This is a genomic window from Rubrivivax soli (assembly GCF_049810355.1).
Lineage (GTDB): Bacteria > Pseudomonadota > Gammaproteobacteria > Burkholderiales > Burkholderiaceae_C > Rubrivivax.
Map to the genome: position 1 here is coordinate 1,986,357 of NZ_CP187368.1, position 15,740 is coordinate 2,002,096.

The window sequence follows — 15,740 nt, forward strand, 5'->3', positions numbered from 1 at the left end:
CGTCAGGCCCAGTTCGGCTTCACGGGCAGCAGCGGCGCGGTGGCGCGGGCCTTCGGCCACACGACCTCGAACTCGCCCTTCTGCCACTGGCCCACGGTGCCGGGCGTGCCGACGTTCTCGCTGCCGGCGAACTTGATCTTGCCGAGGATGGTGTCGTGCTCGCCGCCGGCCACGAAGTCGCGGATGGCCTTGCGGTCCAGGCCGACCTTGGCCACGGCCGCGGTCAGGATCTCCAGCGACGCCCAGGCGGCGCCGCTGGCCCAGCGGTCGGGCTCCTTGGCGGCGCCGAACTTCTTCACGTGGGCGTCGAAGAAGGCCTTGGCGCCGGCGCTGGTCTTGCTGTTCCAGCTGCCCATGCCCAGCACACCCTCGGTGCCGGCCTGCATCACGTTGCGGTACAGCGGGAATGCGGTGCCGACGCTGGTGTAGAAGAACTTCGGGTTGAAGCCGATCTCCTTGCTCTGGCGGCTGGCCAGGATGGTGTCGGGCGGGTAGGTGAAGCCGACGAAGGCGTCGGGGTTCTTGTCCTTCATCGCGCGCAGCACCGGCGAGAGGTCCTTGCTGCCGGTGGGGAAGCTCTTGTCCTCCACCATCGAGAGGCCCGAGCCCTGCAGCGCCACCTTGAACGCCGAGTAGTTCTCCAGCCCGAACAGCTCGTCGGTGTAGAGCACGGCCACGGTCTTCACGCCGTTGGCCTTGAACATGTCGACCAGCGCCTCGCACATCGGCTTGGGCTGCTGCAGCATCAGGAAGAAGTACGGCAGCTTCATCTCGATCAGGCGGCGGCTCAGCGCGGTGGGCGCCAGGAACGGGTAGCCGAAGCGGTTGGCCAGCGGCGCGACCGCGAAGTTGGCGCCGCTGCCCCAGGGCGGCAGCACCAGGTCGACCTTGTCGCTGCCCATCAGCTTCTCGTAGGTGCGGACCACGGTTTCCATGTCGCTGCGGTCGTCGCTGCTGATCAGCTCGATCGGGCGCTTCGTGCCCTTCACGTTCAGGCCGCCGGCAGCGTTCTGCTGCTCGGCCCACAGCAGGTAGCTGGGCTCCTGGCTGACCTGGGCCCCGGTGGTCCAGGGGCCGGTGCGGCTCATCGTGTAGCCGATGCGCACGGGCGCCGCCTGGGCGCGGGCGAGGGTCGGCAGGGCCAGCGTGGCTGCGGCGGCGGCAGCGGTCTGGAGCACGGAACGGCGGTTGCTCATGGTGGGTGTCTCCTGGTGGCGGGGCGGCGGGCCGCGGGTCTTGGCGTCTTCGGGCCCGCGTTGCCCGGCCGGCAGTGTGGGGCGGCCGGCGACGCGCTGCTTGCCCGGCCATGCAGCGGCGGTTGACGATCCGTGCACGGCGGCTAGTGGCTTTCCCGAACGCCCGACCCCGGGCCTTCCGGCGGCCCGGGCTTGCCGCTACGCTGCCGCCTTTCCCGCCAGGAGCACACCCCCATGGGCATCACCACCAGCACGATGAGCACCGACCAGGTGGCGCCGGCGGAGCGCGCGGGCTTCTGGGGCGACTGGGTCGACCGGCTGTTCTGCGGCCTGAAGTCCGACCTGTACGGCGACACCGGCTTCGACGGCCGCATGGCCACCGTGCACGCCGGCGACATCGTGCTGACGCGGCTGGAAGCCAACCGCCACCGCGTCATGCGCTCGGCACAGCTGGTGCGGGCGTCCGAAGTGGGGTATCTGAAGATCGTCGCGCCCTGGGTCGGCTGCGCCGGCGTCGAGCAGAAGGGCCGCGAGGCCTGGGTCACACCCGACCAGTGGAGCATCTACGACACCACCGACGCGTACGCGGTGGCCAACCCGGTGCGCGTGGAGCACCTGATCGTGATGGTGCCCAAGGCGCGCCTGGCCGAGCGCGGGCTGGCGCTCGACCCGCTGATGGCGCGCCGCCTGGGCGGCAGCGGCGGCGTGGCGCGGCTGGCGCTGGAGACCATGCGCAGCGCCTACCGCGAACTGCCGGGCATGAGCGAGGCCGCAGCCCGCGGCGTGGGCGACGCGATCGCGCAGTTCGTGCACCTGTCGATGCTGGACCTGGCCGGCATCGGCACCGCGCAGACGCAGCGCGAGGCGCTGCGCGAACGCATCAAGCAGCACGTCGCCGAACACCTGGGCGACAGCACGCTGACGGTCGACGGCATCGCGCTGGCGCTGAACTGCAGCCGGCGCCAGCTCTACAACGCGTTCAGCGAAGAACCCGACGGCGTGGCCGGCTACATCCTGGCGCGGCGCCTGGAAGCCTGCCGGCGCACCTTCGACGACCGCGCCCACGACCACCGCTCGATCACCGACATCGCCATCGGTTTCGGCTTCCAGAACATGGCGCACTTCAGCCGCGTGTTCCGCGCCCACCTGGGGCTGCCGCCCAGCGACTACCGGCGCGGCGCGGCCGCGGCCTGAACGCCCGGCGGCGCTCAGGCCGCCGCGAGCGTGAAGCCCACGCGCGTGACGCCGCCCTGGCTTTCGGCCAGCGTGCGCCCGGCGTGCATGCGCGCGATGGCGGCCACGATGGCCAGGCCCAGCCCGTGGTGCTGGGTGTCGTGCGGGCAGTGGCGCGCGGCATCGGCGCGGAAGAAGCGGTCGAACAGCCGCGGCAGCGATTGGGCGTCGATCGGCTCGCCTTCGTTCTGCACCAGCACCTGCACGTGGTCGTGCGCCTCGCCGTCGGGCACGGGGGCGATGCGCACCAGCACCGTGGAGCCCGGCCGCGCGAAGCGCGTGGCGTTGCCCAGCAGGTTGGACAGCGCGCGCTTGAACAGCGACTCGTCCACCGGCAGTTCCGCGTCACCCTCCACGCGCAGCGTCAGGCCGGCTTCTTCCAGCGGCGCCTCGTGGAACTCGACCACCTGCTGCGCCAGGTCGGCCAGGCTGACCGGCGCACCACGCCGCGCCACCGCACCGCGGTCGGCGTGGCTGAGGAACAGCATGTCGTTGACCATCGCCGACAGCCGCTGCATCTCTTCGAGGTTGCTGACCAGCGTGTCGCGCAGCGAATCGACCGAGCGCTCGCGCGACAGCGCCACCTCGGTCTGGCCGATCAGGTTGGCCAGCGGCGTGCGCAGCTCGTGCGCGACGTCGGCGTTGAAGCCTTCGAGCTGCGCATAGGCGCGCTCGAGGCGGCCCATCAGCGCGTTGAACTGCGTGATCCACGGCAGCAGCTCCTCGGCCGGGCGGTCGAGCTGCAGGCGCTGGTCGAGCCGCTGCGGCGAGATGGCGCGGGTCTGCGCCGCCAGCGCCGCCAGCGGGCGCAACTGCCGCTGCACCAGCCAGCGCATGCCCATGCCGGTGAGCGTGGCGCAGACCAGCGTGGCCAGCAGCAACGTCAGCGCCAGGCCCTTGAGCATGCGCGTGTCGTGCGTGACGTCGATCTCGAGCCGGCCGCGCACCGCGCCCCCGGCGATCTCGGGCGCCGGCACCACGAAGTCGCGGCCGATCAGGAAGCGCGCACCGGGGTCGCGCGCGTCGCTGAACAGCGCCGAGCCGTCGCCACGCGTCAGCGTCAGCTGCGTGCCGGCGCGCACCGGCTCGAACAGCGTCAGCTTGTGCAGCAGCTCGTCCTCGCCCTTGCTGCAGGCCACGGCGATGAACTCGCGCAGCACCTGCGTCTTGTCGGCCAGCGCGTCCTGCTGGGATTCCTTCAGGCGCATCGAGGTGGCCATGAAGATGATGACGCTGGCCACGCCCAGGCCGGCCAGCATCAGCAGGGCCAGCGTGTGCGCCAGCCGCTTGCTGATGGACGGCGCGCACGGCGTGCAGTCGGGCAGCGGCTTCACGCGTCGCGCTCCTCGAGCACGTAGCCCATGCCGCGCACGGTGTGCAGCAGCTTCGCCGGGAAGGGGTCGTCGAGCTTGGCGCGCAGGCGGCGCACCGCGACCTCGACGACGTTGGTGTCGGAGTCGAAGTTCATGTCCCACACCTGCTCGGCCAGCGTCGTGCGCGACAGGATCTGCCCGCGCCGGCGCAGCAGCAGCGCCAGCAGGCTGAATTCCTTGGCGGTCAGGTCCAGCCGCTGCTGCGCGCGCTGCGCCTTGCGCGCGAGCAGGTCCACTTCGAGGTCGGCCAGGCGCAGCTGCGTGGTGGCCTGCGCGCCGCCGGGTGCGCCGCGGCGCAGCAGTGCGCCCACGCGCGCCAGCAGCTCGCTGAACGCAAACGGCTTGACGAGGTAGTCATCGGCGCCCTGCTCCAGGCCGCGCACACGGTCTTCGACCTTGTCGCGGGCGGTCAGCATCAGCACCGGGGTGTAGCGGCTCTGCGCACGCAGCGCGGTGAGCACGCCGAAGCCGTCCACCCCGGGCAGCATCAGGTCGAGCAGCACGAGGTCGTAGTCGCCGCCCGTGGCCAGCCGCCGACCTTCGATGCCGTCGTGCACCACGTCGACCACATGGCCGTTCTCGCTCAGGCCCTTGTGCAGGTACTGGGCCAGCTTGGGTTCATCTTCGACGACGAGCAGGCGCACGGCAGGAGACAGCGGCAGGCAGTTGCAACAGGGCGCAATGGTCGCACTTCTGACGCGGTCCGCGCATTACGAATTTGTCATCTGCGTGAGCGCTTTCGGTTCGCTGCGTTGCCGACACTGGCATCCAACGCAACCTCTTCGGGAGACCCACATGGACACACGCAAGCCCCCCGTGACCTTTGCCGCGATGCTGGTGCGCGCCCAGCGGCGTTTCGAGTCCGTGGGCCGCGCCACGGCGCTGATGGCCTTCCCCGGCGCCGACCTGCAGCGCCTGCCGGTGCCCGTGCCGGTGCGGCCGGCCCCGCAGCGCCGCGCCCGCGGCGAGTAAGCCGCCCGGGCCGGCACCTAAAATGCCGGCCGATGGACACACCCGGCAACCTCATCGTCGTCGCCGCGCCCAGCGGCGCCGGCAAGTCCAGCCTCGTGAAGGCGCTGCTGGAGCTGGACTCGCACCTGGCGGTGTCGGTCTCGCACACCACGCGGGCGCCCCGGGGCCAGGAACAGCATGGCCGCGAGTACTGGTTCGTCGGCGTGCCCGAGTTCCGCGCGATGGTCGAGCGCGGCGAGTTCTTCGAGTGGGCCGAGGTGCACGGCAACCTCTACGGCACCAGCCGCAAGGCGATCGAAGAACGCCTGATGCGCGGCGAGGACGTGGTGCTCGAGATCGACTGGCAGGGCGCGCTGCAGATCAAGAAGATCTTCCCGCACGCGGTGCTGATCTTCATCCTGCCGCCGAGCTGGGCCGAACTGCAGCAGCGGCTGCAGCGCCGCGGCGAGGACGGCCCCGACGTGATCGCGGTGCGCATGGCCAATGCGCGTGAGGAAGTGGCGCAGGCCCGGCACTTCGACTTCGTTATAATCAACCAGTTGTTCGAGACCGCGCTCTTCGACCTGAAGACCGTCGTCCACTCGCAGCGCCTGAAGTACGCGGCCCAGTGCCGCAACCGTTCGCAGGTGTTCGCTGCCCTTGATCTGCTCTGATCCACCAAGGATTCCGCCATGGCCCGCATCACCGTCGAAGACTGCCTGAACAAGATCCCGAACCGCTTCCAGCTGGTGTTGGCCGCCACGTACCGCGCACGCATGCTGAGTCAGGGCCACGCCCCGAAGATCGAGAGCAAGAACAAGCCGGGCGTGACCGCGCTGCGCGAGATCGCCGCCGGCGAAGTCGGCCTGGAGATGCTGCGCAAGGTGCCGGTCTGACGCGGCACTGCCGCTGAACCGCAAGGGCGCCCTCGGGCGCCCTTCGTCTTTCATGACCCGCTGCGCCGGTGCCGCGGGCAATCTCCGCTAGATTACGGCACATGGGGATCCGCTCTCTGGCTGCCGAACTGCTGCCCGCTGCCCTGCAGGGCCGGCAGCGCGCTGCCGAAGCGCCCGCCGGGCCGGTCGCGGAGGCCGCGTCGTTCGCGGCGCTGACCGAGAAGCTGGGCTACCTCAGCAAGGCCGACCAGAAACTGGTGCGCGAGGCCTACAAGTTCGCCGACGAGGCCCACCTGGGCCAGATGCGCGCCAGCGGCCTGCCCTACATCACCCACCCGATCGCGGTGGCCGGCCTGTGCGCCGACTGGAAGCTCGACGTGCAGGCCATCATGGCCGCGCTGATGCACGACACGATCGAGGACCAGGGCGTCACGAAGACCGAGCTGATCCAGAAGTTCGGCGCGCCCACCGCCGACCTCGTCGACGGCCTCACCAAGCTCGACAAGCTGCACTTCAGCACGCGCGAAGAAAGCCAGGCCGAGTCGTTCCGCAAGATGCTGCTGGCGATGGCGCGCGACGTGCGGGTCATCCTGATCAAGCTGGCCGACCGCCTGCACAACATGCGCACGATGGACGCGATGGCCCCGGCCAAGCGCCAGCGCATCGCCCGCGAGACGCTGGAGATCTACGCGCCCATCGCCCACCGCCTGGGCCTGAACCAGACCTACCGCGAGCTGCAGGAACTGGCCTTCGAGCACCTGCACCCCTGGCGCCACGCGGCGCTGGCCAAGGCCGTGCAGCGGGCCCGCGGCCACCGCCGCGACATCGTCGACCGCGTGCAGACCGACGTCGAGAAGGCCTTCGCGCAGCAGAAGATCAAGGTCGGCGTCAGCGGGCGCGAGAAGACCGTCTACTCCATCTACCGCAAGATGCGCGAGAAGCACGCCGGCTTCGCGCAGGTGAACGACATCTTCGGCTTCCGCATCGTCGTGGGCACGCTGCCCGAGTGCTATCTGGCCATCGGCGTGCTGCACCAGCTGTACAAGCCGGTGCCCGGGCGCTTCAAGGACTACATCGCGATCCCGAAGGCCAACGGCTACCAGAGCCTGCACACCACGCTCGTCAGCCCGCTGGGCACGGCGGTGGAATTCCAGGTGCGCACCGACGACATGCACGCTGTGGCCGAGAAGGGCATCGCCGCGCACTGGCTCTACAAGGTCGGCGACAAGCACGGCGCAGGCAGCGCCGACGCGCAGCGCATGGGTGCGATGTGGCTGCAGAGCCTGGTCGACATCCAGGACGAGACGCGCGACGCGGCCGAGTTCCTCGAGCACGTGAAGATCGACCTCTACCCCGACGCGGTCTACGTCTTCACGCCACGCAGCAAGATCCTGGCGCTGCCGCGCGGCGCCACGCCGGTGGACTTCGCCTATGCGATCCACTCCGACGTCGGCGACCACATGGTGGCGGCCAAGGTCAACGGCGAGCCGGTGGCGCTGCGCACCGAGCTGCGCAGCGGCGATGTCGTGGAAGTGCTCACCGCTCCGGGGGCCCGGCCCAACCCGGGCTGGCTGAACATGGTGCGCACCGGGCGGGCGCGGTCGAAGATCCGCCACTACCTGAAGAACATGGAGGCCGAGGAGTCGCGTGCGCTGGGCGAGAAGCTGCTGGCGCAGGCGCTGCGTGCCGAAGGCCTGCAGCCGCCCTCGGCCGACCCCACCGATGCCGAGGCCACGGCCCTGTGGCAGCAGCTCACGCGCTGGAGCGGCAACCGCCACCGCGGCGAGCTGCTGATCGACATCGGCCTGGGCCGGAAGATCGCCACCATCGTGGCCAAGCGGCTGGCGCAGCTGCTCGTGGAGCATGGCAGCAAGCCCGACGCCGTGACGCTGACGCTCGGCCGCTACGGCCAGGACGACTCCGCGCCGACGCAAGGCGTGGTCTTCGTCGACGGCAGCGAAGGCGCCAGCGTGCAGATGGCCACCTGCTGCAGACCCATCCCCGGCGACCAGATCGTGGGCTACCTGGGCCGGGGCGAAGGGCTGGTCGTGCACACTGCCGAGTGCCAGACGGGCAAGCGGCTGAAGGAGCGCGACAGCGAGCGCTGGATGCAGGTGGAATGGGCCGAGGAACTGAGCCGTGCCTTCGAGACCAGCATCGTGGCCCTGGTGAACAACGGCAAGGGCGTGCTGGCCCAGGTGGCTGCCGCGGTGTCGGCGGCCGAAGCCGACATCCGCCACCTCGACATGGGCGCCGAGCCCGCCGACGAGACGACCGAATTGCGCCTGCTGATCAGCGTGCGCGACCGCCTGCACCTGGCCGACGTGCTGCGCACGCTGCGCCGCGCGCCGGTGGTGCTGCGGGTCTGGCGCTTCAAGCCGGGCTGAGGCGGGCGCCCGTCAGCGCGACGGCTGCTCGGTCGCGCGCAGCACGCGCTGGAAGAACACATCGATGCCGATGATGGCCACCACCGCCAGCGCCACCGACACCACCATCGTCATCAGGTCGCTGCGGTACAGCAGGCCGGGCAGGCCGATCGTGCGATCGCCGGTGCTGCAGAAGACGTCGGCAGCGGCCATGCCGGTGTAGTGCATCAGCGACACGGCAGCGGCCATCACGAAGGCCGCGCCGACCCGGCGGTTGCGGCCGCGCACCGCGAAGGCCAGCCACAGCGCCGCCGTGGCGGCGACGACGGCGATCACGACCGACAGCACCACCAGGCCGGCGTTCCACTGCAGCGTGCCGGCAAAGCGCATCGACCCCATGCCGACGAAGTGCATGCCGGCCACGCCCAGCCCGGCCAGGGGGCCGGCGACCAGCAGGCGCCGCACCGTGAACGGCCCGGCCGCCATGTAGCCCAGCGCCATCACCGAAGCACCCACGGCCAGCAGCAGCGAGAAGGCGGTTTCCATCGGCTCGTAGCCGGTGGGCGCGTCGATGTCCCAGGCCATCATGCCGAGGAAGTGCATCGACCAGATGCCCACGCCCCCGAGCGCCAGGCCGGCGAATGCCGCGTTGAGCTTGCTGACGCGGCCGTCACGGCCGCGCACCAGCGTCATCGTGGCCAGCGCGCAATACGCGCCCAGCGCCGAGATCAGGAACGACGCGACCACCAGTGCGGTGTCGTAGCTGGGCGAGACTTCTTCCATGGCGGGCTCCGGCAGCGATCGCCCGACCTCGGTTCGATGTCGAACCCGTGCCCGGACAGATCAGAGCCGCGGATTGCAACAGAGTGCTACGCCGGTCCGCGGGCGTGCGGAATTGGCAGTGATCCGCACGCGAAACGCTGTGGCCGTGGACTGAGGGTCGAGGATCAGAACCACGCAGCGCCGCGCAGCCGGCGGCTCAGACGGACGGTGCCGGGTACTGCACGGCAACGATCTCCAGTTGCTCCAGCCCGCCCGGCGTCATCAGTTGCACGGCGTCGCCCTCGCGCGCCTTCAGCAGCGCACGCGCGATGGGCGCCACCCACGACACCTCGCCACGCAGGTTGTCGGCCTCGTCGATGCCCTTGATCGTGATGGTGCGTTCTTCGCCGCGGCTGTTGGCATAGGTGACGGTGGCGCCGAAGAACACCTGGTCGCTGCCGTGGTGCACGGCGGGGTCGGCGACCTCGGCGATGTCCAGGCGCTTGGTCAGGAAGCGGATGCGGCGGTCGATCTCGCGCAGCCGCTTCTTGCCGTAGAGGTAGTCGCCGTTCTCGCTGCGGTCGCCGTTCTTGGCCGCCCACGAGACGGTCTCCACCATCTTCGGGCGCTCCACGTCCAGCAGCGTCATCAGCTCCTCGCGCAGGCGCTTGTAGCCCTGCGGCGTGAGGTAGTTCCTGGTGCCGGCCGGCAGCGGCGGCAGGCCCGGGATGCCGTCGTCCTCGTCGTCGCCCTCGGGCTCTTTCGTGAAGGCCTTGTTCACTGCACCACGTCGACCTTCAGCAGCACCGCGGCAAAGTCCTCGTCGCAGCTGCCGCTGGCCGGGCAGATGGCGCGGCCGACGATGGGCGGCTGGTTGCCGGTGTGCGCGGCCAGGCCGGCGGCCCCCGCGGCGCCCACGGGGAACACCCGCCACGAGCCTTCCTTGCGCGGCTGCAGCGCCGTGTGGTCGCGCTGGCGCGCCGACACCACCACCAGCAGCTGCCCCGGGCCCGGCGGCTCGCCCACCGGCAGGTAGACACCGTCACCCGAGGGGAAGTGGTAGCGCTGGCCCTTCCGCAGGCGTACGCTGCCCGAGACGGTGTTGGGCAGCAACTGCAGCAGCGTGCCGTGGCCGTCGTTGGCAAAGACGTACAGGTAGCCGTCGCGGTCGCTGTTGACGGTGAAGCCGATCTCGTCGCGGCCGATGCGCAGCGTGGTCTTGTCGGCCACCGCCTGCAAGCCGAAGCCCGGGGTCTGCGCCTGCACGGCGCGTTCGAACTCGCGCAGCGGGTCCAGGCCGCCGGCGGCCGGGGCGACGGGCGCAGGCACTGCCACCGGCTCGGGCGCCGGGGCCGGTGCTGCCGCCACCACGGCAGCGCTGGCCGGCCCTGGGGACGCGGGCGCGTCTGCCGCCACGGCCGGCGCCGGCCGGGGCGCCGGCGCCAGCACGCTGTAGGCCCCGAAGCCGACGACGGCCAGTGCCACGGCGCCGACGCCGATGAACAGGCCGGTCTTGCTCTTCGCTGCCGGCACCGCGGCCGCCGGTGCGGACGCCGCGTCGGACAGGTTGGCGGCGCGCGGGGCGGCCGCCGGCCGGGCCGCCGGCTGCGCTGCGGCCGCGGGTGCCTGCGGGGCCACCGGCTGCGCGGCGGCCGGGCGCGACGGCACCTCGGCCGACGTCGGCAGCGGCCGCGTGGTGTAGGGGTCGAAGGCCTGCACCGCGCCCAGGCCGAGTTCCTCGCGCAGCTGCGTGACGGTCTGCGTGCGCGTTTCGGGCCGCACCGCCAGCGCGCGGTCGATCGCGGCCAGGAAGGCATGGCTGTAGCGGCCCGAGGCCGCCTCGGTCAGCGGCGCATAGGTGTCGTTCAGCAGCCGGCCCACCGAGGGTGGCGGCGTCTTGCCCATGATCGCGAAGTACACCACCGCGGCCAGCGCGTAGACGTCGGTCCACGGCCCCTGCTTCATGCCCGGGATCTCGGCGTACTGCTCCACCGGCGCATAGCCGGGCTTGAGGATCACCGTCAGCGCCTGCGTCATGTCGCCGATGACGCGCCGCGCGGCACCGAAGTCCAGCAGCAGCGGGCGCTGGTGGCTGCCGCCGAGCAGGATCACGTTGTCGGGCGCGATGTCGCGGTGGTAGCACTGTTCGGCGTGGATCACTGCCAGCGCCTCGGTCAGCGGCGCCAGCAGCGTGCGCAACCAGGCCTCGTCGGGAGGGCCGGGCAGCTCGCGCAGCATGTCCTTGAGCGTCTGCCCTTCATAGAACGGCATCACCATGTAGGCGGTGCCGTTGGCTTCCCAGAAGCGGTAGACCTTCACCAGGGACGGGTGGTCGAAACTGGCCAGCAGCCGGGCTTCGTTGATGAAGCTCTTCATGCCGGCGTCGAAGGTCTCGCGGTAGCGCTCGCTCTTGACCTGCACGTTGCTGGCCGTGGTGCGCGAAGCCAGCGACGACGGCATGTACTCCTTCAGCGCCACGCGGCGCTGCAGCGAGTGGTCGGTGGCCATGTAGACGATGCCGAAGCCGCCCTCGCCCACCATCTTCGTCAGTTCGAACTCGCCGAGGTAGGTGCCGATGGGCAGGCCGTTGCCGTTGTCGGCGTCGGCCGGTGACGGCGCCGGCGCGCCGATCGCCATCGTGCGGCCCATGTCGGGCGGGCCCGCGGGTGCCGGCGTCCGGCCGATGGACGTGGCGGGCCGGATGACGGTGCGGTCGTCGTCGTCGGAGTCGTTGGGCGGCGTCATGCTGGCCTAGATTGTCACCCCAAGCAGGGCCGCCATCGCCGCCGGGGCCGGCAGCCCGCGCGACACGCGCATGGAACCCGCCACGAGTTCGGTGCTGGCGAACCAGTACGCCAGACCCCGCGCCTTGTCGCGCCACAGTGCCTGTGCCTCGACGCCGATCATCTGGGCCGCATCGCAACCGTGCGGCAGCTGCACCGCCGCCAGTGCGCCCGGCGCCAGCGGCCCGGGGCCGGCCACCGGGGCCAGCGCGGCCAGGTCGGGCCCGGCCATGCGCGCCAGTTCGGATTCGAGGCGATCGACGTCCCAGTCGTCGTGCAGCGCCTCGGCCGCCAGCTCGTCGAGCCGGCCGAGCCAGAACCACAGGCCACGCATCTGCTGCGTCGACACCGGCGCGTCGCCCAGCGGCTGCACGATCGTGAACGGGAAGTAGCGGCCCACCCGGTCGACCGAGGGCATCAGCACGCCGGCATACCCCTGCTCGCCCGCCGCGCCCGGCAGCACGCCGGGCATCAGCAGGAAGCGCCAGCTCGGGCTGGCGAGGTAGGCATCGAGCCAGCCGCCGGGGTCGCGCTCGCGCAGCGCCAGCAGGCCGGCGGCCAGCCAGCCGTCCCAGGCCTCGAGAAACGGCGCCTGCAGCCGCCGCGAGGCGAAGTCCCCCAGCGACGGCAGCTTGCCGTGCCAGCCGGGGGGATGGACTGCCTCGCTCACAGCGCCGTGGGGCAGCGGAACTGCTTGACCTCGCGCATCTGGAAGGGGTTGAACACGCTGGACGTGATCACGTCCACCCGCGCCCGCCGGCCGTCCAGATTCATCACCAGCATGAAGCGCTCGGGCACGGCCGAGGGCTGCACCTCGAAGCGGTCGATCAGCCGGAACAGCGCCCAGGGCCCCTCGAACATCACCAGCGGACCGGCGTTGCCCAGGCCGGTGGTGAGCTTGATCTGCGACGCCAGCCGCTGGCTCGGCCAGCTGATGCTGATCGGCGGTCCGCCCGACGTGAGCTTCTGCACCTGCCCGTCGATGTCGAGCACCAGCTCCTTCAGCGCCGGGTCCATGTCGGCGATGCGCATCTCGACCTTCATCGACGGCACCTTGCCGCCGCTGCGGAAGAAGACGTCGCGGATGCGCTGACCGCGCTGGAACTCGGCCAGCGCCGCGGCCGCCACCGGCTTGCTGCCGTCGCCCAGCGGCCGGTAGCTCCAGGTCGGCGTGCTGGTGTCCACCAGCGGCTGCAGGCGGCGCGCGAAGAAGTCGTCGAGCAGGCCGCCGGCACCGAAGAGCTGGCCGAAGTCCTCCAGCGGCGTGTCGGCGCGCGAACCGCTGGCAAACGGGTAGCGGTTGTTGACCACGCGGGCGCAGAACTCGGTGATCGGCTTCATCTCGGCCGACAGGCCCTGGATCTCGGCACCACGGCTCTGGCTGGCGCCGGCGTCGGCCAGCTGCTCGACCACGGCGCGCACGGCATCGGGCAGTTGCGCCGCGGCGGCCTTGATCGCCGCACCGCCGCCACCAGGCGGCGGCGGCGTCTTGCTCTTCTGCGCCGCATCCACCGCCGCCAGCTGCGTGTAGATCTCGTTGAACATCTTCAGCGTGTCGTCGATCGGCGCCGGCGTGCCGGTGACCTGGCGGTGGATGGCCGCGAAGTGGTCGTCGACCATGCGCTCCACCGGCTCGCCGCTGTCGGCGCTGCCGCCGACGATCTTGGCGACCTTGGCCTCGGCCTTGTCGGCCAGCTTGTCCAGCGCGCCCGGCGCCTTCGGCGGCGGCAGCAGCCGCGTCTGCTCGGTGATGCCGCGCAGCCAGGCCGCCAGCGGCGAGTCGACCGCGCCCAACGCGCGCGCCACCGCCATGCTGCGGTCCAGGCCCGTGAGCTTCACGAGCTGCACGTCGGCGATGTACTTGTCCCAGGTCTTGATGTACTCCTCGAAGTACAGGCGCTTGACCTTGTCGGTGAGCGCGCTGCCGCCCAGCGCGTCCTGCAGCCGCGCCGGGTCGGCCTTGAAGCCGAGCACCCACGACTCTTCCTTCGCCAGCTGGGCGGTCGCCTTGCCGACCAGCGGCTTCACGAACTTCTCGTAGCCGGCCTTGGTGTACAGGCCCGGCAGGCCCTTGGTCAGCGGCTCGCCGCTGGCTCGCTGGAAGACCTGGGCCGCGTTGGGGCCCGCGGCGCCGGCGGCCGTGAAGTCGGGGATCTCACCCGGCCGGTACTGGCGCCGGATGCGGCTGTAGACGCGGTATTCCAGCGGATAGGCCGCCAGCATCTCGCGCACGCCCGCGACCAACGTGTCGTCGCGCGGCTGCACCGCACGCAGCGGGCCCAGCGCGAGCATCGCGTCGAGGTGGGCATCGAGCTGCGCCCGCTGCTCGGGCGCCATGCGCGCCAGGTTCTCGTCCCAGTCCTGCGCCACCCAGGCGCGCAGCGTCGGCGCGTCGAACTGCTCGGGCAGGTGCAGCATCAGGTAGGTCTTCAGCGCCTCGTAGGCGTTCTCGAGGTTGTCGCGGTTGGCCGCGCGCAGCCGCTCCTCGAGCCGGCGCGCCACGCGCGGCATCAGCGTCTTTTCCAGCAGCCGCCCGTAGGCCAGCTGCGCCGCGGCGTCGAGCTTCTCGCCCTGGTACAGGCCCAGGCCGTTCAGCAGCGGCGGCTCGGCGATGTCGAAGGCCTCGCTCTGCGCGGCGTCGCGCACCTGCGCCAGCACCAGCGGCAGCGGCGTGACGTCGGCGGTGGCCGCCGGCGGCAGCGCGTCCACCGCCTGCTGCAGCGGCGGCACGCGTTCGGCCACCTGCGCCGCGTGGTCCAGGTTGCGCGCGCGGCTGACGGCCCAGCCCACGAGCACCGCGGTGCTGAAGAGCGCGATCACTGCCGCCACTGCGGCACGCACGATGCGGCGCCGCCGCACAGCCGCGGGGTCGACCACCCCCAGCCCGCGTTCGGCAAAGACCACGTCCTTCAGCAGCCGGTGCAGGAAGAAGCTCTTGCCCTTGCCGCCGGCCACCGCCCCCGAGCGTGCGTCGATGCCGAACGAACGGCCCAGCGCGCCCATCACGCGGTCGATCGGCGAGCCTTCCTGGGTGCCGCTCGTGAAGTACACGCCGCGCACCCGCGGTGCCGTCTCCAGCGTGCCCCCGCCCGTGAACACCTGGCGCAGGAAGTCGCCCAGCACGGCCTGCAGCGCCGCGAACTCCTGCGGGAACGCGAACATCGCGCTGCGCCGGAGCACGTCGCGCTCGGCTTCCATGCGCGCCACGAGCTGTTCGACCAGCCGCTTCTGCAGCTGCTGGTACAGGCCGGCGTAGTCGCGCAGCGGGTCGTCCAGCGGCGTGTCGGGTGCGAAGGTGAAGCCCCAGACCTGGTCGCGCTCTTCCTTGCCCAGCGCCTCGAAGCTCTCGTTGAAGCCGCCGATCAGGTCGGCCTTGGTGACCAGCACGTAGACCGGCGCGCGCACACCCAGCTTGCCCTGCAGTTCCTGCAGCCGCGCGCGCAGCTTGGCGGCATGCTCCTGGCGTTCTGTGGCCCCTTGCTGCAGCAGGTCCTGGATGTTGACGGTGAGCAGCACGCCGTTGATGGGCTGGCGCGGGCGCGTCTTCTTCAGCAGCGCGAGGAAGTTGTCCCAGGCGCTGGCGTCGACGTCGCGGTCGCTTTCCTGCGTGGCGTAGCGACCGGCAGTGTCGATCAGCACCGCATCCTGCGTGAACCACCACTCGCAGTTGCGCGTGCCGCCCACGCCCTGCACCGCACCCTTGGCCGCGTCGCCCAGCAGGAACTGCAGGCCGGCGTTCATCAGCGCCGTGGTCTTGCCCGAGCCCGGCGCGCCGATGAAGATGTACCAGGGCAGCTCGTACAGGAACTGGCCGCCGCCGAGCAGCGAGCCCTTGCCGCCGCTGGCCTTCAGCCGCGCCACGGCGTCGTTGAAGCGCTGCGCCAGCACCTGCGCTTCCTTCGTCGCGGCCGAAGGCCCCGCGGCCAGCCCGGCCAGCAGCGCGGCGTTGGTCTTGCGGCGCTTCCAGGCCTTCCAGCCCTGCCAGCCGATCCACAGTGCCCACAGCAGCACCAGCACGGTGATGCGCACGGCCAGCGGGTCCAGCGGGCGCGCGCTGCCGATGGCGACGATGGGGCCGACCCACCAGACGATCGCCGACAAGGCCAGCAGGCCGATCGTGCCGACCACCAACGGGCTCAGCAACCACTGCAGGAAACGTTTCATCGCGCGGGGCTCCGGC

The 15,740-nt window shown here is 71.2% G+C and carries 13 protein-coding genes; 5 read left to right on the plus strand and 8 right to left on the minus strand.

What is annotated here, in order from left to right; all coding sequences use genetic code 11:
* Positions 1-2: 2 nt before the first annotated feature.
* Positions 3-1,196 (minus strand): amino acid ABC transporter substrate-binding protein, encoded by a 1,194-nt coding sequence (locus ACPOLB_RS09115; RefSeq protein WP_425261017.1) that lies wholly within the window; start codon positions 1,194-1,196, stop codon positions 3-5.
* Positions 1,197-1,430: 234 nt separating this feature from the next.
* Here ACPOLB_RS09115 and ACPOLB_RS09120 point away from each other — a divergent pair, with 234 nt between their 5' ends.
* Positions 1,431-2,390: a helix-turn-helix domain-containing protein gene (locus ACPOLB_RS09120; protein ID WP_425261018.1), complete on the plus strand. Its 960-nt coding sequence runs from the start codon at positions 1,431-1,433 to the stop codon at positions 2,388-2,390.
* 14 nt (positions 2,391-2,404) lie between these two features.
* Here the strand turns inward: ACPOLB_RS09120 and ACPOLB_RS09125 are convergent, their stop codons facing one another.
* Positions 2,405-3,763, minus strand: a complete 1,359-nt coding sequence (locus tag ACPOLB_RS09125) for a heavy metal sensor histidine kinase (protein ID WP_425261019.1) — start codon at positions 3,761-3,763, stop codon at positions 2,405-2,407.
* A complete protein-coding gene (locus tag ACPOLB_RS09130; protein WP_425261020.1) occupies positions 3,760-4,446 on the minus strand; it encodes a heavy metal response regulator transcription factor in 687 nt (228 codons plus the stop codon). Before ACPOLB_RS09130 ends, ACPOLB_RS09125 begins: the two co-directional genes overlap by 4 nt.
* 151 nt (positions 4,447-4,597) lie before the next feature.
* Between ACPOLB_RS09130 and ACPOLB_RS09135 the strand changes: the two genes are divergently transcribed.
* From ACPOLB_RS09135 to ACPOLB_RS09150, 4 genes are all read left to right on the plus strand, one after another.
* Positions 4,598-4,774, plus strand: a complete 177-nt coding sequence (locus tag ACPOLB_RS09135) for a hypothetical protein (RefSeq protein ID WP_425261021.1) — start codon at positions 4,598-4,600, stop codon at positions 4,772-4,774.
* A 32-nt stretch (positions 4,775-4,806) separates the two neighbouring features.
* Positions 4,807-5,427 (plus strand): guanylate kinase, encoded by a 621-nt coding sequence (gmk, locus tag ACPOLB_RS09140; RefSeq protein ID WP_425261022.1) that lies wholly within the window; start codon positions 4,807-4,809, stop codon positions 5,425-5,427.
* Between the two features lie 18 nt (positions 5,428-5,445).
* Positions 5,446-5,649, plus strand: coding sequence for a DNA-directed RNA polymerase subunit omega (rpoZ, locus tag ACPOLB_RS09145; protein WP_425261023.1), 204 nt, complete (start codon positions 5,446-5,448; stop codon positions 5,647-5,649).
* A 101-nt stretch (positions 5,650-5,750) separates the two neighbouring features.
* Positions 5,751-8,036 carry a RelA/SpoT family protein gene (locus ACPOLB_RS09150; protein ID WP_425261025.1) on the plus strand — a complete coding sequence of 762 codons (2,286 nt, stop codon included), beginning with the start codon at positions 5,751-5,753 and terminating at the stop codon, positions 8,034-8,036.
* Positions 8,037-8,048: 12 nt separating this feature from the next.
* On the opposite strand, the gene ACPOLB_RS09155 is transcribed toward ACPOLB_RS09150, so the two are convergent.
* The 5 genes from ACPOLB_RS09155 to tssM all read right to left on the minus strand — a co-directional run bounded on the left by ACPOLB_RS09155 (position 8,049) and on the right by tssM (position 15,724).
* On the minus strand, positions 8,049-8,798 hold the full coding sequence (locus tag ACPOLB_RS09155; RefSeq protein WP_425261026.1) for an MHYT domain-containing protein: 750 nt from the start codon (positions 8,796-8,798) through the stop codon (positions 8,049-8,051).
* A gap of 196 nt (positions 8,799-8,994) precedes the next feature.
* Positions 8,995-9,558 (minus strand): transcription elongation factor GreB, encoded by a 564-nt coding sequence (gene greB / locus ACPOLB_RS09160; RefSeq protein WP_425261027.1) that lies wholly within the window; start codon positions 9,556-9,558, stop codon positions 8,995-8,997.
* Complete coding sequence (locus tag ACPOLB_RS09165) at positions 9,555-11,522, minus strand: serine/threonine protein kinase (RefSeq protein ID WP_425261028.1); 1,968 nt, start codon at positions 11,520-11,522, stop codon at positions 9,555-9,557. Before ACPOLB_RS09165 ends, greB begins: the two co-directional genes overlap by 4 nt.
* Positions 11,523-11,528: 6 nt before the next feature.
* Entirely contained in the window at positions 11,529-12,230 is a 702-nt protein-coding gene (tagF, locus tag ACPOLB_RS09170) for a type VI secretion system-associated protein TagF (protein ID WP_425261029.1), read from the minus strand.
* On the minus strand, positions 12,227-15,724 hold the full coding sequence (gene tssM, locus ACPOLB_RS09175) for a type VI secretion system membrane subunit TssM (RefSeq protein ID WP_425261031.1): 3,498 nt from the start codon (positions 15,722-15,724) through the stop codon (positions 12,227-12,229). Before tssM ends, tagF begins: the two co-directional genes overlap by 4 nt.
* Positions 15,725-15,740 lie beyond the last annotated feature (16 nt).

Coding starts and splice junctions, on each gene's coding strand:
- ACPOLB_RS09115 (WP_425261017.1), bottom strand. CDS start 1,196: ATGAGCAACCGCCGTTCCGTGCTCCAGACCGCTGCCGCCGCCGCAGCC.
- ACPOLB_RS09120 (WP_425261018.1), top strand. CDS start 1,431: ATGGGCATCACCACCAGCACGATGAGCACCGACCAGGTGGCGCCGGCG.
- ACPOLB_RS09135 (WP_425261021.1), top strand. CDS start 4,598: ATGGACACACGCAAGCCCCCCGTGACCTTTGCCGCGATGCTGGTGCGC.
- gmk (WP_425261022.1), top strand. CDS start 4,807: ATGGACACACCCGGCAACCTCATCGTCGTCGCCGCGCCCAGCGGCGCC.
- rpoZ (WP_425261023.1), top strand. CDS start 5,446: ATGGCCCGCATCACCGTCGAAGACTGCCTGAACAAGATCCCGAACCGC.
- ACPOLB_RS09150 (WP_425261025.1), top strand. CDS start 5,751: ATGGGGATCCGCTCTCTGGCTGCCGAACTGCTGCCCGCTGCCCTGCAG.
- ACPOLB_RS09155 (WP_425261026.1), bottom strand. CDS start 8,798: ATGGAAGAAGTCTCGCCCAGCTACGACACCGCACTGGTGGTCGCGTCG.
- ACPOLB_RS09165 (WP_425261028.1), bottom strand. CDS start 11,522: ATGACGCCGCCCAACGACTCCGACGACGACGACCGCACCGTCATCCGG.
- tssM (WP_425261031.1), bottom strand. CDS start 15,724: ATGAAACGTTTCCTGCAGTGGTTGCTGAGCCCGTTGGTGGTCGGCACG.